Consider the following 17,615-nt stretch of genomic DNA (forward strand, 5'->3'; position numbering starts at 1 on the left):
GGTCAGTGGACCATCACCGGCGCCTGCACCTCGTCCGACGCACCCGTCCCGTCGCCGACCGTCTCGTGCCCCGCCTGCGCCCGGGCGTTGACCAGGGCGTAGGCGATGGCGGCGGAGACGACCAGGATGCCGACGGCCCACCAGATCGCCGTCGAGTAGCCGTGCACGGCCGCGGAGTTCTCGAAGCCCTGCCGGCCCAGGCTGCGGGCCTCCGAGGCGTGCGAGGAGATCCAGTCGGTCGTCGCACTGGCGGCGATCGTGTTCAGCAGCGCGGTGCCGATGGCGCCGCCGACCTGCTGCGAGGTGTTGACCATCGCCGAGGCGATGCCCGAGTCACGCGGCTCGACCCCGAAGGTGGCCAGGGACATGGCCGGCATGAACGCCGTGCCGAGGCCCAGGCCCAGCAGCACGAGGCCGGGGAGGACGACCGCGGCGTACGAGCTGCCCGGCTCTATCTGGGCCAGCAGCAGCATGCCGAGGGCGCCCACGAGGAAGCCGGGCACCAGCAGCAGCCGCGGCTGTACGCGGGTCATCAGCCGGGCGCCGATCTGGGTCGAGCCGATGATCATGCCCACGATCATCGGAAGGAACGCCAGGCCGGTCTTGACCGGGGTGTACCCCTTCACGACCTGGAGGTAGTAGGTGAGGAAGAGGAAGACGCCGAACATCGCGATGACCGCGAGGCCGAGCGACAGGTAGACGCCGCCGCGGTTGCGGTCCAGCAGGACGCGCAGCGGCAGCAGCGGGTTCTTCACCCTCGACTCCACCGCCACGAACGCGGCCAGCAGCACCACGGACGCGACGAACATGACCAGCGTCAGGGTGTCGGTCCAGCCGTCCGACTCGGCCCGGGTGAAGCCGTACACCAGCGCCACCAGACCGGTGGTCGCCAGCAGCACGCCCGGTATGTCGAGCGTGGAGCGGTTCCGGCTGCCCTTGGGGTCGTGGATGACGGCCATCGCGCCGAGGATGGCGACGGCGGCGAACGGGATGTTCACGAAGAACGTCCAGCGCCAGTCCAGGTATTCGGTCAGCACGCCGCCGAGGATCAGCCCGACGCCGCCGCCGGCGCCTGCGATGGCGCCGTAGATGCCGAACGCCTTGGCCCGCTCCTTGCCGTCGGTGAAGAGGACGGCGAGCAGGGACAGGGCCGCGGGCGCGAGCAGCGCGCCGAAGACGCCCTGCAGGGCGCGGGCGCCGAACATCATGACCTCGCCGGTCGCCGCGCCACCGAGCGCGGAGGCGGCGGCGAAGCCGGCGAGGCCGGTGATGAAGGTGCGCTTGCGGCCCCAGAGGTCGGCGATGCGGCCGCCGAAGAGCAGCAGGCCGCCAAAGGCGAGCGCGTAGGCCGTGATGACCCACTGGCGGTTGCCGTCGGAGATGCCGAGGTCCTCCTGGGCGGAGGGCAGCGCGATGTTCACGATGGTCGCGTCGAGGACGACCATCAACTGGGCCACAGCGATGAACGCGAGGGCTTTCCAGCGCCTCGGATCAGGCTGCAGTGCCGTTTCTGGCATGGGGGTACCCACCATTCGAGTTCAGGGTTGATCTTGGTATGAATCAGAACGAACCGGTGCTCATCACCGCACAGGGCTCGGAAAAGGGAGTCTCGATGATCAGAACAGACTCACCGCTCGCGGATCACCTCATTTACGTGCCCTTCTGCCGCAGAGCCTCGAACGTGGCGGCGCTGCCGGACAACGTTGACCTGGCCGGATTCATCAGCCCGTCGAGGAACAGCTCCAGATGACGGTGCATGTACGTGTCGAACCCCACACCGCACTCCAGGCCGGGCAGCGGCCTGGTGAGCTGGGCGAGCGCGACCATCAGGTCGCCGACGCCCACGTCCGACCGGAGCGTCCCCTCGGCGCGGGCCCGCGCCATCAGGTCCTCCAGCGCGGTGTCGAGGCGCTCGCGCATGTTCATCACCTCGGGGGCCGCGTGGTCGAAGCCGTCGACGAGCAGCGGGCACAGCGACCCGATCCGCTCGTCGGCGCCCCGGTGCACGAACCCCCGCAGCGCCTCGAACGCCTCGGTGTCCTCGGCGAGCGCGGCCTCCGCCAGGTCGGCGATGCGGCGCATGGACTCCAGGGTCACCTGGAGGATGAGCTCGCGGCGGTCGGCGAAGTTACGGTAGACCGTCGCGTTGCCGACGCCCGCGCGGCGGGCGATCTCGTCGAGCGGGACGTCCGGGCCCCACTCCACGAACGCCTCCCGGGCGGCGTCGATGATCCGTTCGCGGTTACGGGAGGCGTCGGCCCGCATGCGCGGCTGCCGCTGCCCGGTGAGCGTGGCGCCCTTGCCCCTGCCCATGGTTGCCTCCCTGGTGGCTTCCGGGGAATCTCTCCCCGCTTTCTTCCGACACCAGCTAAACGGGGAGGCACTCCCCGCTATTTCCCGGCTTCACTGTGATCTGCGCCACGCGGGCGCCGGGCCCAGGGCCGGGCGCCCTCGGGCGCCCCGGCACCGATAACTTGGGGCACGTACCGTCTTTCGCTCCAGACTCGGAGGCTGACCGCCATGGCAACCACCCGCACCGCGAAGACCCACTGGGAGGGCAACCTGCTCGAGGGCAAGGGGACCGTCGCCCTCGAGTCCTCCAAGATCGGCACGTACGACGTGAGCTGGCCGGCCCGCTCCGCCGAGCCCGGCGGCAAGACCAGCCCCGAGGAGCTGATCGCGGCGGCCCACTCGGCGTGCTACTCCATGGCCTTCTCGCACGGCCTGGCCGGCAAGGGCCACACCGTGGAGTCCCTGGACACCAGCGCCGACGTGACGTTCCAGCCCGGCGAGGGCATCACCGGCATCGTGCTGACGGTGCGCGCGACCGTGCCGGGGCTCTCCGAGGAGGAGTTCCAGGCCGCCGCCGAGGACGCCAAGAAGAACTGCCCGGTGAGCCAGGCGCTGGCGGGCGTCAAGAACATCACGCTCAACGCCACGCTGGTCTGAGCGACGCCCTGCGCACACCCCGATCGCCCGGTCGGCGCCCCGGCGCGGACCGGGCGATCGTGTGCCGGCGTCCCGTCAGGTGGTTCCCGACGGATCCGGTGAGGTGGAGTCGTCCGGGCAGGGGGACGCACCCGGGTCTTCGCCGGGGCTCGGTGAGGGGGACTCACCCGGGTCTGCGGAGCAACTGTCGCTGGGGTCCGGGTCGCCGGGGTCGCCCGTGCCGCCGCCGGGGTCGCCGCCCGGGTCGCCGGAGCCGCCGGTCTCGCCCGGGTCGCCGGAGCCGCCGCTCTCACCCGGGTCGCCGGGGCCGCCGCCCGGATCGCCGCCGGAGTCGCCGCCGGGGTCTCCCGTTCCGCCCGGGTCGCCGGAGCCGCCGGAGTCACCCGTACCGCCGGATCCGGCCGTACCGCCCGAGCCCCCGGATCCGCCCGAGCCCTCCGACCCGCCGGAGCCCCCCGACCCGCCGTCCGAAGGACTCGGCCGCGGCCCGACCACGATCCCGCCGGGACCGTCCGGCTCTCCCGGCGGCTTCCTGCTCCCCTTCTCCGGTACGGACCGGGGGTTGCCCGCGCCGGAGCTGGCCGGCAGCACGCCCGTGCCGTCCGGCACCGCGTGCACCCCGGAGCGGTAGAAGCCCACCCAGGCCAGCACGGTGGCGAGGTAGTCCCGCGAGTGGTTGTAGCTGAGGATCGCCCGGTCCAGGTCGGCCGCCGCCGTCAGGTCCCGGCCGCCCGCGCAGAGGTAGTGGCCCGCCGCCAGCGACGCGTCGTAGACGTTCTCCGGGTCGGAGCGCCCGTCTCCGTTGCCGTCCGCGGCCCACCCCGCCCACGTCGACGGGATGAACTGCATCGGCCCCACGGCCCGGTCGTAGCCGGTGTCGCCGTCGTAGCGGCCGCCGTCGGTGTCGGAGATGTGCGCGAAGCCGTTGCCGTCGAGGACCGGCCCGAGGATCGGGGTGAGCGTGGTGCCGTCCGCGTCGACGGCGCCGCCGCGGGCGTGCCCGGACTCCACCTTGCCGATGGCGGCCAGCAGTTCCCACGGCAGCCCGCAGCCGGGGTCGCTCACCGCGATCCGCCGCTCCGCCTTCCGGTACGCGTCGAGCACGGTCGCCGGGACGCCGGACTGCTGCTCGATCACCGCGGGCGGCGTCGGTTCCGTGCTGACGACCGGGTCCATGCCCTGAAGCGGCGGGATCTCGGTGTGGTACTGGCCGTCGCCCGGGGTCCCCGGCGGCAGCACGGGCACGGTGTCGAGCCGGTCCTCCGCCCCGCCCCCGGCCGCCCGGCCGGCCTCGCCGCCGGGGGCCTGCGAGGCGGTGAGCGCGACCATCGCCGCCGCCGCGAGCGCCGCCGTCGCCACGCTGTGGCGCATCCTGCTCAGTGAAGCCATGGACCTGCCTCCCGGCGAAGTCGGGGTTGCCTGGTCGTGGCGTGCGGCCGTGCCCGGGCCGTCAGCCGAAGGTGTCGATGTGCGAGATCCGCCACCTGCCGTCGTCCTTCACCGCGTCCACCGCGACCATCGCGGCGCCGTACGACGTCTCGTCCGTGTCCGTACGGGTGTTGCGCTGGTCGGCGAAGACCAGCACGCGGGCCGCGTCGCCGCCGGCCAGTTCCACCGCCGAGTCGGTCACGGTGGTGGTGAGGACGAGCTTCTGCGACGGGGCCTGCTCGCGGACGTCCGCGAGCATGTCCCGGTGCTGGGCGACGGCCTTGCCGGTGAGGTACGTACGGGCCGCCCTCCGGTTCTCGTCGAGGTCGGTGTAGTCGACGGAGAAGACCGCCTCCACCGCCTCGCCGACGCCGCCCTTGACCTCGCTGGTCAGCGGCGCGTCCACGAGCGCGGCGTTGCCGGCGGCGGGATCGCCGCCCCCGCTCGCCTGCACGGCGGCGAAGGCCGCGAAGCAGCCGAGCAGCACGGCGGCCGCGCCCAGCGCCGCGGCAAGCCGCCCCCCGCGCGCGGACGTCGGGGCGCCCGTACGGTCCCCGGCGGTACGGTCCCGGGCGCCGGTCCGCGGCCTGCGGGCCGGGGCCGGGGGCTGCTTCTCCGCGGGCTCCGCGGGACGGGCCGCGGTCCTGCTCCTGGGCCTGGCCCGGACGGCCGCGGCGGGCTGCCGCCGGGCCGGCGTCCGCGCCTCCTCGGCGGGGGGTGCGGTGCGGCGGCGCCGGTTGATCAGGTGGCGGGTGGTCGACATCTCTGCGGTCCTCTCCGGAAGTTCACTGCCCGGCTTCGCCGGCCCGGCCCGAGTCCGAGCCCGATCCCTGGTCGGTGCCCTGCCCCGGGCCCCGGCCGGACCCCTCGCCCGCGTCACCGCCGGCGGAGTCGCCCGCGGGCGCCTGCCCGAGGGCGCTGAGCTTCCAGCCGTCGCCGGTGCGGGTGATCTCGCCGAGCATCCGGCTCTCCTTGGCCTGCGGCTTTTCCCCGGGCGCGGCGACCGTGATACGGACCGCGACCAGCACGTCCGCCCGGCCGGCCCGGTCGTCCAGTTCCGTGAGCGCCGCCGACAGCACCTCTGCCGTGGTGACGGTCTCCGCCTTCGCCACCTCCTTCTCGAACCCGGCGCGCCCCTGCCGCAGTTGGGTGAGGAGTTCGCCGGTGGCGGACGCCTCCCAGCGGTCCAGGCCCTCGTCGAGATCGCGGTGGTCGAGGGTGTTGAGGTTCGTCACGGCCTGCCGGGCGGCGGCCAGCGCGTCGTCCCGGGAGGCGGCGAAGTCCGCCGCGTCGTCGTGCGCGGCCGCGTACCAGGAGGTGCCGGCCCACGCCGCGAGCACCGCCGCCAGCGCTGCCGCCACGAGGGCCAGCGTCAGCAGGGGGTTCTTCCTCAGGCTCACGTCGATCCGCCCTTTCGCTAGCGGGACTTCAGGTCGGTGATGCGCCACTGCCCGTCCTGCCGCTCGGCGGTCACGGAGAGCTGCGCGCCGGCGCTGGTCGGGTCCTTGCCCTTGCGTTCGGTGATCTGGTCGAGGAGGACCAGCAGCGTGGCGTCGTCGCCGTCGAGCCGGATCACCCCGGCGCGTACGACGTGGGTGGTGAGCGTCAGCTCCTGGGCGACGACCCGCTCCCGGATCTGGCCGAAGAGCTGCCGGTACTGCTCGCGGGCGGGCCCGGCGAGGAGGTCGTCGGCGTCCCGCGCGGTGACGCCGGGGTCTTCCGGCGCGTACGAGAACACCTTGCTCAGCGCGTTGCTGACGTCGCCGGCGACGGCGGCGGTGCCGGGGGCGTCGGTGAGCGCCCGGTTGGCCAGCGCGTCGTCGCCGTTGAGACGGGCGGCCTGGACGAGGAGTCCGGTGCCGCCGAGGAGCAGTGCGACCAGCACCGCGACGCCCGCGGCCCGCAGGCGGCGCCGGGCGGCGGCGGATCCCGTACGGCCCTCACCCCCGGGCTCGCCGGACCCGGCTTCCGCGGCCTCGGCTTCCGCGGTGTCGGCGGACTCCGCCGGCTCACGCTCGCGCGCGTCGACGGCCACGCCCGCCGTGCTCCCGCTCTCGCCGTCCCGGCTCATGAATCGCTCCCCTCCACCGTGATCGCGGTGAGCGACGCGATCTTCCAGCCGTCCCCCGTCCGCTCCAGGCCCGCCTCGAACCGCTTGCGGTCCGTACGCTCCCCCTCCGCGCCGCCGCTCGTCTCCACCCGCACCGTGGCCAGGGCCTTCGCCGTACCCGCGCGCGGGTCCAGCTCGGTGACGGCGGCCTCCGTGACCGTCGCGCGGACCGTGACCCCCGCGCGGTCGACGGCGCCGGCGCTCGCGGCCCGCGACCGGCGCAGGTCCTCGTGGAGCGGTCCGGTGGTGGCCTCCTCCCAGCGCGCCAGGCCCGCGTCCGGGTCGGCCGCGTCGATGCTGTTGAGCGTCCCGATGTGCTCCTGTCCCGCGGCCAGCACGCGGTCGCGCTCGCGGCCGAAGGCCAGGTCGTCGCGGGTCGCGGCGGCCGCGTAGCGCCAGGCGGAGAAGCCGGCGAAGGCGAGGACCAGCGCGACGGCGAGTGCGGCGGCGAGCGTCCGCCGCGGCGGGGCGCTGCGGGCGTACGGCGGTCGGGGGCTCATCGCGCCTCCTTCAGGCCGAGCAGCCCGGCCATGTCGGTGGGCCCGTCGCCGACCGCGGGCAGGCCGGGCGCGCCGGGCAGGGCTCCGAGCGCGGCGCGGGTGCCCGGCCGGTCGTCGGCGAGTCCCGAGCCGGGCCTGGCGGGCTCGGGCACCCCGCCGCCGCCCGGGGAGTGCGCGGAGCCGCGGACGTTGACGCCGCTCGACGCCGGGGCGGTGCAGCGGGCGGCCGTGTTGAAGCCCGCCGGGCTGGTCGTGAGGCCGTTGCGGTACACCGTGGAGCCGTACCCCCGGGTGCAGGGCAGCGGGTCGAAGAAGCTGAGCGCCATGCCGAAGCGGGCGCCGTCGGAGGTGATGGCGGTGGATCCGGCGGCGGCCACCTGCGGCAACTGGACGAGCAGTTGCTCCAGGCCGTCCTGCCGGGTGACCGCGATCTCCGAGGTGGTCAGCAGGTTCGCGAGCAGGATGCTCAGGCTCGGGTCGAGGTCGCGCAGCAGCCCGGTGACCTGGCTCGCGGCGCCGGGGCCCGCCTCGACGACGCGGCGCAGGTCGCCGTCGGAGCGCTTGAGCTGCGCGGTGAGCTCCTCGGCGCCCTTCGCGAACTCCCGGAGTGCCTCGCCGGAGTCGTTCTGCGTGCGCAGCACCGTCTCGCCGTCGATCATGAGCCGGGTGCTGTACGGCAGCGCCGCGTCGGCGGCCCGGATGAACTCGCTGCCGGTGTCGAGGAGCCGCTGGAGGTTGTCGCCCTGGCCGGCGAGGGCGTCGCCGAGTTCGTCCACGACGGTGCGCAGCTCGCCGGTGTCGACGGAGGTGGCGAAGGAGTCGACGCTGCTGAGGAGGTTGGTGACGGGCGCGGGCGTCGCGGTGTGCTGGCGGCCGATGACGGCGCCGTCGGCGAGGTACGGGCCGGAGTCGGCGGCGGGCTTGAGGTCGATGTACTGCTCGCCCACGGCGGAGTAGTTGGCGACCTCGGCCGACAGGTCGGCGGGGATCGGCGGGGCCGAGTCGCGGATCCGCAGTTCGGCCTCGACGCCCGTGCCGGTCAGCTCGATCGGCCCGACGCGCCCGACCGACACCCCGCGGTAGGTGACCTCCGCGTGCGGGAACAGCCCGCCGGTCTCGGCGAGTTCGACGCGCACCGTGTAGTAGTCGCGCATGCCGACGTAGCGGCCGAGGTCGGCGTAGCGCACGCCGATGTAGCCGATGACGAGCACCGCGACGAGGGCGAACACGATGTTCTTGACGATGACGGACCTGGTGATCACCGGCCCTCACCCCCGGGCGACTCTCTGCCGGGCGACTCGCTGCCGGACGCCGGCGGCGACTCCGGCTCCGTAGCGGACGGGCTGCCCGGCGACCCCGACGGGGTGCCGGCGCCGTCGGGCGGGCCGCCGCCGCCCGGAGAGGCGGACCCCGGGTCCCGGGACCCCGTGTCGTCCGGCGCGGGACCGCCCGGGTCCGGGGACGCCGACGGGCCGGCGCCGGACGTCGTCGGTCCCACGGACGGCAGCGGCAGCGACAGAGCGGTGCCCGTGGGGGCGCCGCCCGGGTCTCCGGGGCCGGAGGCCGGGCCCTCGGTGAGCGGCGGGATGAGCTCCGTACCGGAGGGCGCGGTCACCGCGAGGTAGATGTTGAGGTAGTCGCCCTTGACGCCGCGCAGCACCTCGTCGGTGAAGGGGTACGTGAGCAGCACCTCCAGCGAGGCGGGCAGCGCCTGCCCGGCGTCGGCGAGGTTCTTCAGCACCTTCCCCAGGGCCCTGAGGTCGGCGATCATGTCCTCTTTGCTCGCGTCGATGGTCTCCACCGCGACGTCGGAGAGCCGGTCGAGCGAGCGGAGCATGGTGACCAGCGCGCCGCGCTGCTCCTCCAGCACCTTCATGCCGGGGCTGAGGTCGTCGAGGATCACGCCGATCTCCGTCTTGCGGGTGGCGAGGGTGGCGGACAGCCGGTTGACGCTGTCGAGCGCGTCGGTGATGCCGTCCTTGTTGTCGTCGAGGCTCGTCATCAGGGTGTCGACGCGCTTGAGCATGGAGCGGACCTGCGGCTCGTTGCCCTGGAGCGCGTCGTTCAGCTCCCGGCTGATGGTGCGCAGTTGCTCGATGCCGCCGCCGTTGAGGAGCATCGACAGGGCACCGAAGACCTCCTCGACCTCCGGGTTGCGGTTGGTGCGCGCGAGCGGGATGTCGGTCTCGCCGTCGTCGGGGAGGATCGCCGTGGTCACGTCCCCGGGGGCGGAGCCGAGGTCTCCCGCCTGCTCCGCGTCGGCCTGCTTCTTCCCGGGCGGGGCGATCAACTGGACGTATTTCTCGCCCAGCAGGCTCGACTGCTCGATCCGGGCGTACGCGCCGGCCGGCAGCCGCACGTCGCCGTTGACCTTCATGGTGACCACGGCGGTCCACCGGTCGTCGGCGACCTCGATGTCGGTGACCCGGCCGACGGCCACGTCGTTGACCCGCACCGAGGACTGCGGCACGAGGCTCAGCACGTCCTCGAACTCGGCGGTGACCTCGTACGGGTGGCTGCCGAGGTCGGCGCCGCCGGGCAGCGGCAGGTCCTGGATGCCGGTGAACTCGACGTCCGCGGACTCGTAGACCTCCCTCACCACCAGCGGGGAGGCGAGGACGAGCGCGGCGGCCACGATCCCGGCGACCGTCTTGACGTGCCGGTTCATCGCCCGCCTCCCTGCTCCGGCGTGCCGTAGACGTCGCCGACCGCGGGCAGCGGCAGTCCGGGCAGCTCCTCCTGCCGCTCCGCGGGCGCCGGTACGAGCCCTTCGCGGCCGGTGGCGCCGCCGCCGCCGTCCGCCAGGCCGGCGTCCGGCGGCCCGCCCATGCTCAGCTCGTTGAGGTTGCCGCGGCCGTCGATGGTGCGCTTGCCGGGGTTGTAGGCGCGCAGCAGGTTGTCGGTGGCCAGCGGCGCGGTGTCCAGCGCCTCGGCGAGCGAGGCGCGGTTGTCCACGAGGAGGCGGGTGAGGTCGGCGAGCTTGCCGACGTTGGCCTTGAGCCGGCCGCGGTTGTCCTTGATGAACCCCTGCACTCTGCCGAGCGCCTTGCCCAGCTCCTCCAGCGCCGCGGCCAGTTCGTCCTTGTCCTCGGCGAGGAAGGTGCCGACGTCGGCGAGCTGCTGCTCGGCGTCGCGCACCTGCCGGTCGTTCCGCTTCAGCATGGTGGTGAAGGACTGGAGGTTCTCGATCGTGCCGAAGAGGTCATCGCTGCGGCCGGAGAGCGTCTGGGTGGCGTCGCCGAACCGGTCGATGCTGTCGCCGATCTCCTTGCCGTTGCCCTCCAGATTGCGGGCGCCGGTCTCCAGCAGCTTGCTCAGCTCGCCGGTGGCGTTGGCGCCGTCGGGGCCGAGGGCGTCGCTGAGGTCGGTGAGGGAGGCGTACAGCTCGTCGATCTCCACCGGGGTCGCGGTGCGCTCGACGGGGATCTCGTCGCCGTCGGCGAGTTCGGGCCCGCCGGTGTAGGGGGGACTGAGCTGCACGTAGCGGCCGGAGACGACGCTCGGCGCGATGACCGCCGCCTGCACGTCGGCCGGTGCCCGGACGCCGTCGTGGAGGGTGAGCCCGACGCGCACCCGGTCGCCTTCGGGCTCGACGGAGTCCACCGTGCCGACCTTGACGCCCAGGATCCGCAGGTCCGAGCCGCTGTAGAGGCCGACTCCGGAGTCGAAGTAGGCGGTGATCTTCTTGCCGTCGGGGCCGGTGAGCGCCCGTACGCCCCAGGTGCCCGCGGCCACCAGCACCGCCGCGGTCACCAGCAGCGCGACCGGCCTGCGGCAACGCAGCCGGCCGGCGGCCGCGCGCAGCCGCCGCACCGCTCCCGTGACAGGACGTGCCATCACCGGCCCCCCTTCGGCTCCGGCGGCCGGCACCCGCGGTCCGGCACGACGTCGGGCGCGTACTCCCGCGGCACGAGCCCGCAGAGGTAGCTGTCGAACCAGCGGCCGCTGCCGAGGGTGTTGCCGACGAGCCGGTAGTACGGGCCGGCCGTGGCCAGCGCCTTGTCGAGGTTCTTCTCGTTGGCCCGGAGCACTCCGGTGACCCGGTCGAGGGCGTCGAGCACCGGGCCGATCTGCTCCTCGTTCTCCTCCACCAGCCCGTCCAGTTCCTTCGCCAGGTCGCGGGTGCCGGTGAAGAGGGCGTGGATCGCGTCGCGCCTGGCGCGTACCTCGGCGAGCAGGTCGTTGCCGTCCTTCAGCAGCGTCTCGAACGTGTCGTTCTGGTCCTTCAGCGTCTTGGTGATCTCGTCGCTGCCGGAGAGCAGCCGGGCCAGCTCGGCGTCACGGGAGGAGATGGTCTGCGAGAGGTCCGCCAGCCCGTTCGCCGCCTTGCGCACGTGTGGCGGGGTGTCCTCGAAGGTCTCCGAGATCACCTCGAAGCTCTCCGCGAGCGCCGTGGTGTCCAGCTCGCCGACGGTGGACGACAGATCCTGGAACGCCTGCGTCACGTCGTACGGGGAGGTGGTGCGCTCGACCGGGATCGGCTGATCGGCGTCCTGCCGGACGCTGCCCAGCGGATCCACGGCCAGGTACTTCTCGCCGAGCAGCGTCTCGATGGCGATGGCGGCCGTGGACCGGTCGCCGATCCAGGCGTCGCGCACCGTGAAGTCGACCGCGACCCGGGGCCCGTCGAGCCCGACCCCGTCGACCTCGCCCACCTTCACGCCGGCCACCCGCACCTCGTCGCCGGAGCGCAGCCCGGCGGCCTCGGAGAAGTGGGCCGTGTAGGAGGTGCCGCCGCCGACGCCCGGCAGCGCGTCCGCGCGGTACGCCGCGAACCCGCCCAGGGCGAGGACCAGCAGTCCCACCAGCGCCACGGCGATGGGGTTACGTTCGCGTACGGGCTTCAGCCCCGGCACTCTCATCGCTCACACCTCGGCGGGTGCACCGTGATCCCGGTCGGCGGCTCGCTGCCGTCGGACATGCTCACGCCCGTCACCCGCGCCTCGCAGAGATAGAGGTTGAACCAGGAGCCGTACGAGGCCAGCCGCCCCAGCGTGGCCATCTTCACCGGGGTCTGCTCCAGGAACTCCTCCACCAGCGGCACGTTGTCCGCCAGCCGCTCGGCGACCCGGCCGACCTGGTGGATGTCCTCCTTGAGCGGGGCGCGCCCGTCGCGTACGAGATCGGCGGTGGTGGCCGTCAGGTCGCCCATGGCGTCGACGGCGCGGAAGAGCGGCTTGCGGTCGTCGGAGAAGCCGGACACCAGGTCCTGGAGGGTCACCAGCAGGTCGTTGAACTCCTTCTCGCGGGTGTTGACGGTCTCCACCACCTCGGTGAGGTTGTCGATGACCTCGCCGATCACCTGGTCCTTCGCGGCCAGCGTGCTGGTGAGCGAGCCGACCGTCTCGACGAGGCTGTCGACCGTCCCGCCCTGGCCCTGGAGCACCTGGACGATCTCGTTCGCGAGCTTGTTGGTGTCCCGCGGCGACAGCCCCTGGAAGAGCGGCTGGAAGCCGTTGAAGAGCTCGGTGAGGTCGAGCGCGGGCCGGGTGCGCTCCAGCGGGATCGTGCCGCCGGGCGCGAGCGACCGCCCCACCGGGCCCTCGCCCTGCTCCAGGTCGATGTAGCGCTGGCCGACCATGTTGAGGTACTTCACCGAGGCGTTGACGGAGGCGGGCAGCTCGCGCCCTTCGCGTACGGTGAACTCCACCCGCGCGTACCGCCGTCCGCTCAGCTCGATGGACTCGACCTCGCCGACCTTCACGCCCGCCACCCGCACGCTGTCGCCCTCGACCAGGCCGGTCACGTCGGTGAACCGGGCGCTGTAGCCGTCGGTGGGGCCGACGCCGGTGTTGGCGATGGAGAAGGCGAGCGCGGTGGTGGCGAGCGCGGTGACCACGACGAAGACGAGGGACTTGATCAGGGGCCCCGCGAGGCTTCTTCTCTTCACTTCAGCCGCACCTCCGTGCCGCGGAAGACGGGTCCGGCGAGCACGCTCGACCAGTCGGGCAGGTCGTCGGGCGGGCTCTCCATGCCGGCCGCGAGGAGTTCGTTGACGAGCTGGTTCTCCGCCGGGGAGTTGGGCAGCCCGAGAGCCTGCTCGTCGGTGGCCGGCTCGGTGGCGAGGGTCTTCGCGGACTGCGGCCGGCCGGCGGCGCTGCCGCTCCCGGCGGGCGCGCCGGTGTACGGGACGCCGTAGCACCGCGGGCCGCCGCCGGCGTCGAAGCGCGGGGTGTCCCGGCCGGGCACGTACTTGCCGCGGGCGGGCAGCACCTCGACGTCGACGTGGAGTCCCGGCTCGGCGGTGCCCTTGCCGAGCGCCTTGTCCATGACGGGCACGAAGTCGGCGAGGGTACGCAGCGTGCAGGGGAACGACGGCGCGTACTCGGCCATCTTCTCCACCGTGGGCCGGCTGTCGGCGGACAACCGGATGATGTTCTCCCGGTTCTGCTCCAGGAAGGTGTCCAGGTCCTGCGACGTGGTCGTCAGCGTGCCGTAGAGCCCGCCCAGGTCCTGGGCCTTCTCGGCGATGGTGCCGCTCGTCGTCGTCGCGTCCCGCAGCGCCTTGGTCAGGTCGGGGACGGTGTCGGCGTACAGGTGGCCGAACTCGACCAGTTCCCGGATGTCGCGGTTGAGTGTGGGGAGGTGCGGGTTGAGCTTCCGCAGGTGCTCGTCCAGCTCGACGAGGGTGTCGCCGAGCTTCTCGCCGCGGCCGTCGAGCGCGTCGGCCATGGCGGTGAGCGTGGCGGAGAGCTTCGCCGGCTTCACGGCGGTGAGAAGCGGCATCACGTTGTCGAGCACCTGCTCCAGCTCGATGGCGTTCTCGCTGCGGTCCTGCGGGATGACGCTGCCCGCAGCCAGCGTCTCGCCGGCCGTGCCGCCGTCCGCGGGCGGGACCAGGGAGACGAACCGCTCGCCGAAGAGCGTGGTGGGCAGCATCTGCGCGGAGACGCCCGCGGGGATCCGGTCCAGTTGCCCGGGGTCGAGCGCGAGCGTCAGCCGGGCGGTCCGCCCGCCGTTCTCCGCGGAGATCTCCCGCACCTCGCCGACGACGACGCCGCGCAACTTCACCTCGGCGTACGGGTGCATCTCGTTGCCGACGCTGCCGGTCTCGACCGTGACGGTCGCGGTGTCGGTGAACTCCTTCTGGTAGACGGCCACCGACAGCCACACGAGGAGCGCCATCACCAGCAGGAACACCAGCCCCGCGGTCCTGCGTCCCGTCGTCTCGAGGCGGCTCATCCGGACACCTTCACCGTGGTCGTGGTGCCCCAGATCGCCAGGCTGAGGAAGAAGTCGGTGACCGCGATGAGCACGATCGCGGTACGCACCGAGCGCCCCACGGCGACGCCCACCCCTGCGGGGCCGCCGGTGGCGCGGAAGCCGTAGTAGCAGTGCGCGAGGATCACCATCACGCTGAAGATCAGCACTTTCATGAACGACAGGAGCACGTCGGCCGGGGAGAGGAAGAGATTGAAGTAGTGGTCGTACGTGCCGGCGGCCTGCCCGTTGTAGAGGACCGTCACGGCGCGCGAGGCGAGGTACGAGCTGAGCAGCCCGATCCCGTAGAGCGGGATGATGGCCACCACCCCGGCGATGATGCGGGTGGTGACGAGGTACGGCATGGAGCGCACCCCCATGCCCTCCAGCGCGTCGACCTCCTCGTTGATCCGCATCGCGCCGAGCTGGGCGGTGAATCCGGCGCCGACGGTGGCGGAGAGCGCGAGTCCCGCGACGAGCGGGGCGATCTCGCGGGTGTTGAAGTACGCGGAGACGAAGCCGGTGAAGGCGGCGGTGCCGATCTGGTTGAGGGCCGCGTAGCCCTGGAGGCCGACGACCGTGCCGGTGAAGAGGGTCATCGCGAACATCACGCCGATCGTGCCGCCGATGACGCCGAGGCCGCCGCTGCCGAAGGCGACCTCGGCGAGCAGCCGCTGCACCTCCTTGAGGTAGCGGCGGGCGGCCCGCGGGGTCCACAGCAGGGCGCGTACGTAGAAGACGAGCTGGTCGCCGGCCTGGTCGAGCCAGGAGAGCGGGCGGTCGAGGAGCCGTCCTGCGCGCAGCCGCCGGGGGCCCTGCTCGTACTCCCCCGCCGTGCCGTCCTTCTGGGCCAGGGCCATCGCTCAGCCTCCCTTCGGGGGGACGACCTGCAAGTAGATCGACGTCAGCACGGTGTTGACGAAGAACAGCAGCAGGAAGGTGATGACGACGGACTGGTTGACCGCGTCGCCCACGCCCTTCGGGCCGCCGCGGGGGTTGAGGCCGCGGTAGGCGGCGACGATGCCGGCGATGAACCCGAAGATCAGCGCCTTGATCTCGCTGATGTAGAGGTCGGGAAGCTGTGCGAGGGCGGAGAAGCTGGCGAGGTACGCGCCGGGGGTGCCGCCCTGGAGGATGACGTTGAAGAAGTAGCCGCCGAGCGTGCCGACGACCGAGACCAGCCCGTTGAGCAGGACCGCGACGCCCATCGTGGCCAGCACCCTGGGCACCACGAGCCGCTGGACCGGCGAGACGCCCATGACCTCCATCGCGTCCAGCTCCTCGCGGATCTTCCGGGAGCCGAGATCGGCGCAGATCGCCGAGCCGCCGGCGCCGGAGATCAGCAGCGCCACGATGAGCGGTGACGCCTGCTGGATGACGGCGAGCACGCTGGCGCCGCCGGTGAAGGACTGCGCCCCGAACTGCTGGGTGAGCGAGCCGACCTGGAGGGCGATCACCGCGCCGAACGGGATCGACACCAGGGCCGCGGGCAGGATCGTCACGCTGGCGATGAACCAGAACTGCTCGACGAACTCCCGTAACTGGAACGGCCGCTTGAACGACAGCCGGGCGACGGACAACGCCAGCGCGAAGAGCTTCCCGGTCTCGCGCAGCGCACCCGCACCGGGTACGGACCAGGCCGGGCGCGGCGGCGGCTGCTCCCCGGCGGCCTCCGGCTCCTTGCCGGGTTCCGGGTCCGGGGGGTCCGGCGGGTGCGGCACCGGCGGCAGGGTCGTGGTCATGGCCGCTCCTCCGGGGGCGCGGGCATGGTGAGCGTCCGGGCGTGCGCGACCGGGCCGCCGATGCCCGCGACGATCGCCTTGCGTGCGGCGGACGGCAGTTGGGCCAGCATGCCCAGCACCCGCTCGCGGTGCCGGTCCACCGCCTGCCGCGGCGGCATCCCGGGCGACGGCTCCAACTGCGGCACGATCTCGCGCGGGCCCGTACCGGAGGCGCCGCCGGCGTCGAGGCCCTCGGCGGCGAGCGTGGCCGCGTCCTTCTCCTCGGACATGCCGATGGGGCCGAGCCTTGAGCCGCTGAGGAACTGCGAGACCACCGGCTCCTCGCTGGTCAGCAGCACCTCGCGGGGCCCGAAGGTGACGAGGTTGCGGCGGAAGAGCATGCCGATGTTGTCGGGGACGGTGGAGGCGATGTCGATGTTGTGCGTGACGATCAGCATCGTCGCGTCGATCTGCGCGTTGACGTCGATGAGCAGTTGCGAGATGAACGCCGTACGCACCGGGTCGAGTCCGGAGTCCGGCTCGTCGCACAGCACGATCTCGGGGTCGAGGACGAGCGCGCGGGCGAGCCCCGCCCGCTTGCGCATGCCGCCGGATATCTCGCCCGGCAGCTTGCCCTCGGCGCCGCCGAGGCCGACGAGGTCCATCCGCTCCATGACGATGCGGCGGATCTCGGACTCCTTCTTGCGGGTGTGCTCGCGGAGCGGGAAGGCGACGTTGTCGAAGAGGCTCATCGAGCCGAAGAGGGCGCCGTCCTGGAACATCAGGCCGAACTTCTTGCGGGCCTCGAAGACGTCGCGCTCGCGGTCGTTCACCATGTCGACGCCGTCGACCAGCACCTGCCCCTCCTCGGGTTTGAGCAGGCCGATGAGCGACTTGAGGAACACGGTCTTCCCCGTGCCTGACGGGCCGAGCATCACGCTCACCTCGCCGGCCGGCAGCGTCAGCGTGACGTCGCGCCAGATGTTCTGCCGCCCGAAGGACTTCGTCAGGCCGTCCACGACGACTTCGATTCCCATCACAGCCCCCTGGCGGGTGCGCAGCGCCGGCCGTGTACACCGCGGCCGGTCCCGTCGAGTCCGGTGCGGGCACAGCACAGCACGGCAGCCGCCGGAGTGAGCCCGGCCCGGACGACGACTGGCAACGGGTGACAATCCCGGGGGCACGCCTTGTCTCCGAGTGAGCAAAGAGCGGCGGGCCGGGCCCGGTTTCCGCGCGACGCGTGTTCTGCCGTGCGCATGCGTGCATCACTCCATGAGCAGTCCTGCAGCAGCCGGTGCGGCCTCTGCGCCTACGGGATCCACGCTGCGGCGGACCCCGGCTTCTTCGGTGCGGCCTTGCTGGGGGACGGGCTGCACGAGCACCTGCGGGGGGAGACGCTACGCACGGGTAACCGGGGAATCAATAGCCGCGGCAGGGAAAGTCACCGGCTCCTTACCAGCGGGTATTTTCTTGTCGCCCGCTGAGTAATCGGACCCGCCGGATTGTCACCGGCTGACAATCACGGGACCGCCGGGAACAGCCGCGGGCGTACCGCCGTTCCTCATCCCGTGACAACGAAATCAGCCACGCCAAAAAGAAGGCTCCGACGCGCACGACGCGCGGGGCGGGCGCGCGCCGCGGGCGGGCACCGCCCTGACCAGCACGATCGGGCGGGCTCCGGACGGCGTACGGCGCCGGCCGCCCGTC

The 17,615-nt window shown here is 72.8% G+C and carries 17 protein-coding genes; 1 reads left to right on the forward strand and 16 read right to left on the reverse strand.

The features are described 5' to 3' along the window. Positions 1–2: 2 nt before the first annotated feature. Both DMB38_RS12450 and DMB38_RS12455 read right to left on the reverse strand, forming a co-directional pair. The gene (locus DMB38_RS12450; RefSeq protein ID WP_125935236.1) at positions 3–1,517 is read right to left on the reverse strand and encodes an MFS transporter; all 1,515 of its coding nucleotides are present in this window, start codon (positions 1,515–1,517) and stop codon (positions 3–5) included. Positions 1,518–1,650: 133 nt separating this feature from the next. After that, on the reverse strand, positions 1,651–2,313 hold the full coding sequence (locus DMB38_RS12455; protein ID WP_125935237.1) for a TetR/AcrR family transcriptional regulator: 663 nt from the start codon (positions 2,311–2,313) through the stop codon (positions 1,651–1,653). Between the two features lie 207 nt (positions 2,314–2,520). Between DMB38_RS12455 and DMB38_RS12460 the strand changes: the two genes are divergently transcribed. Next, entirely contained in the window at positions 2,521–2,949 is a 429-nt protein-coding gene (locus DMB38_RS12460) for an OsmC family protein (protein WP_125935238.1), read from the forward strand. A 75-nt stretch (positions 2,950–3,024) separates the two neighbouring features. Here DMB38_RS12460 and DMB38_RS12465 read toward each other — a convergent pair whose 3' ends face one another. The 14 genes from DMB38_RS12465 to DMB38_RS12530 form a co-directional block, all read right to left on the reverse strand. Beyond that, complete coding sequence (locus DMB38_RS12465) at positions 3,025–4,320, reverse strand: lytic transglycosylase domain-containing protein (RefSeq protein ID WP_125938978.1); 1,296 nt, start codon at positions 4,318–4,320, stop codon at positions 3,025–3,027. Positions 4,321–4,399: 79 nt separating this feature from the next. After that, positions 4,400–5,140 (reverse strand): nuclear transport factor 2 family protein, encoded by a 741-nt coding sequence (locus tag DMB38_RS12470; RefSeq protein WP_125935239.1) that lies wholly within the window; start codon positions 5,138–5,140, stop codon positions 4,400–4,402. Between the two features lie 22 nt (positions 5,141–5,162). Continuing rightward, entirely contained in the window at positions 5,163–5,777 is a 615-nt protein-coding gene (locus DMB38_RS12475) for a hypothetical protein (RefSeq protein ID WP_125935240.1), read from the reverse strand. 17 nt (positions 5,778–5,794) lie between these two features. Further along, positions 5,795–6,448: a nuclear transport factor 2 family protein gene (locus DMB38_RS12480; protein ID WP_125935241.1), complete on the reverse strand. Its 654-nt coding sequence runs from the start codon at positions 6,446–6,448 to the stop codon at positions 5,795–5,797. Then, a complete protein-coding gene (locus DMB38_RS12485; protein WP_125935242.1) occupies positions 6,445–6,987 on the reverse strand; it encodes a hypothetical protein in 543 nt (180 codons plus the stop codon). Before DMB38_RS12485 ends, DMB38_RS12480 begins: the two co-directional genes overlap by 4 nt. Beyond that, positions 6,984–8,249: an MlaD family protein gene (locus DMB38_RS12490; RefSeq protein WP_125935243.1), complete on the reverse strand. Its 1,266-nt coding sequence runs from the start codon at positions 8,247–8,249 to the stop codon at positions 6,984–6,986. Before DMB38_RS12490 ends, DMB38_RS12485 begins: the two co-directional genes overlap by 4 nt. Next, positions 8,246–9,655, reverse strand: a complete 1,410-nt coding sequence (locus DMB38_RS12495) for an MlaD family protein (protein ID WP_125935244.1) — start codon at positions 9,653–9,655, stop codon at positions 8,246–8,248. Before DMB38_RS12495 ends, DMB38_RS12490 begins: the two co-directional genes overlap by 4 nt. Beyond that, positions 9,652–10,824: an MCE family protein gene (locus DMB38_RS12500; protein WP_125935245.1), complete on the reverse strand. Its 1,173-nt coding sequence runs from the start codon at positions 10,822–10,824 to the stop codon at positions 9,652–9,654. The genes DMB38_RS12495 and DMB38_RS12500 overlap by 4 nt, the downstream gene beginning before the upstream one ends. Further along, complete coding sequence (locus DMB38_RS12505; RefSeq protein ID WP_125935246.1) at positions 10,824–11,849, reverse strand: MCE family protein; 1,026 nt, start codon at positions 11,847–11,849, stop codon at positions 10,824–10,826. Before DMB38_RS12505 ends, DMB38_RS12500 begins: the two co-directional genes overlap by 1 nt. After that, positions 11,846–12,877 carry an MCE family protein gene (locus tag DMB38_RS12510; protein ID WP_125935247.1) on the reverse strand — a complete coding sequence of 344 codons (1,032 nt, stop codon included), beginning with the start codon at positions 12,875–12,877 and terminating at the stop codon, positions 11,846–11,848. Before DMB38_RS12510 ends, DMB38_RS12505 begins: the two co-directional genes overlap by 4 nt. Continuing rightward, positions 12,874–14,169 (reverse strand): MCE family protein, encoded by a 1,296-nt coding sequence (locus tag DMB38_RS12515; protein WP_125935248.1) that lies wholly within the window; start codon positions 14,167–14,169, stop codon positions 12,874–12,876. The genes DMB38_RS12510 and DMB38_RS12515 overlap by 4 nt, the downstream gene beginning before the upstream one ends. Continuing rightward, on the reverse strand, positions 14,166–15,047 hold the full coding sequence (locus DMB38_RS12520) for an ABC transporter permease (protein ID WP_234380406.1): 882 nt from the start codon (positions 15,045–15,047) through the stop codon (positions 14,166–14,168). Before DMB38_RS12520 ends, DMB38_RS12515 begins: the two co-directional genes overlap by 4 nt. A gap of 3 nt (positions 15,048–15,050) precedes the next feature. Continuing rightward, the gene (locus DMB38_RS12525; RefSeq protein WP_125935249.1) at positions 15,051–15,929 is read right to left on the reverse strand and encodes an ABC transporter permease; all 879 of its coding nucleotides are present in this window, start codon (positions 15,927–15,929) and stop codon (positions 15,051–15,053) included. After that, positions 15,926–16,945, reverse strand: coding sequence for an ATP-binding cassette domain-containing protein (locus DMB38_RS12530; RefSeq protein ID WP_125935250.1), 1,020 nt, complete (start codon positions 16,943–16,945; stop codon positions 15,926–15,928). Before DMB38_RS12530 ends, DMB38_RS12525 begins: the two co-directional genes overlap by 4 nt. Positions 16,946–17,615 lie beyond the last annotated feature (670 nt).

This window comes from Streptomyces sp. WAC 06738 (assembly GCF_003945505.1).
GTDB lineage: Bacteria > Actinomycetota > Actinomycetes > Streptomycetales > Streptomycetaceae > Streptomyces.

What these genes read in the sequence shown, in the direction of transcription:
- DMB38_RS12455 (WP_125935237.1), bottom strand. Translation starts at nt 2,313, where the DNA reads ATGGGCAGGGGCAAGGGCGCCACGCTCACCGGGCAGCGGCAGCCGCGC.
- DMB38_RS12525 (WP_125935249.1), bottom strand. Translation starts at nt 15,929, where the DNA reads ATGACCACGACCCTGCCGCCGGTGCCGCACCCGCCGGACCCCCCGGAC.
- DMB38_RS12500 (WP_125935245.1), bottom strand. Translation starts at nt 10,824, where the DNA reads ATGGCACGTCCTGTCACGGGAGCGGTGCGGCGGCTGCGCGCGGCCGCC.
- DMB38_RS12515 (WP_125935248.1), bottom strand. Translation starts at nt 14,169, where the DNA reads ATGAGCCGCCTCGAGACGACGGGACGCAGGACCGCGGGGCTGGTGTTC.
- DMB38_RS12485 (WP_125935242.1), bottom strand. Translation starts at nt 6,987, where the DNA reads ATGAGCCCCCGACCGCCGTACGCCCGCAGCGCCCCGCCGCGGCGGACG.
- DMB38_RS12495 (WP_125935244.1), bottom strand. Translation starts at nt 9,655, where the DNA reads ATGAACCGGCACGTCAAGACGGTCGCCGGGATCGTGGCCGCCGCGCTC.
- DMB38_RS12465 (WP_125938978.1), bottom strand. Translation starts at nt 4,320, where the DNA reads ATGCGCCACAGCGTGGCGACGGCGGCGCTCGCGGCGGCGGCGATGGTC.
- DMB38_RS12520 (WP_234380406.1), bottom strand. Translation starts at nt 15,047, where the DNA reads ATGGCCCTGGCCCAGAAGGACGGCACGGCGGGGGAGTACGAGCAGGGC.
- DMB38_RS12480 (WP_125935241.1), bottom strand. Translation starts at nt 6,448, where the DNA reads ATGAGCCGGGACGGCGAGAGCGGGAGCACGGCGGGCGTGGCCGTCGAC.
- DMB38_RS12450 (WP_125935236.1), bottom strand. Translation starts at nt 1,517, where the DNA reads ATGCCAGAAACGGCACTGCAGCCTGATCCGAGGCGCTGGAAAGCCCTC.
- DMB38_RS12460 (WP_125935238.1), top strand. Translation starts at nt 2,521, where the DNA reads ATGGCAACCACCCGCACCGCGAAGACCCACTGGGAGGGCAACCTGCTC.
- DMB38_RS12505 (WP_125935246.1), bottom strand. Translation starts at nt 11,849, where the DNA reads ATGAGAGTGCCGGGGCTGAAGCCCGTACGCGAACGTAACCCCATCGCC.
- DMB38_RS12530 (WP_125935250.1), bottom strand. Translation starts at nt 16,945, where the DNA reads ATGGGAATCGAAGTCGTCGTGGACGGCCTGACGAAGTCCTTCGGGCGG.
- DMB38_RS12470 (WP_125935239.1), bottom strand. Translation starts at nt 5,140, where the DNA reads ATGTCGACCACCCGCCACCTGATCAACCGGCGCCGCCGCACCGCACCC.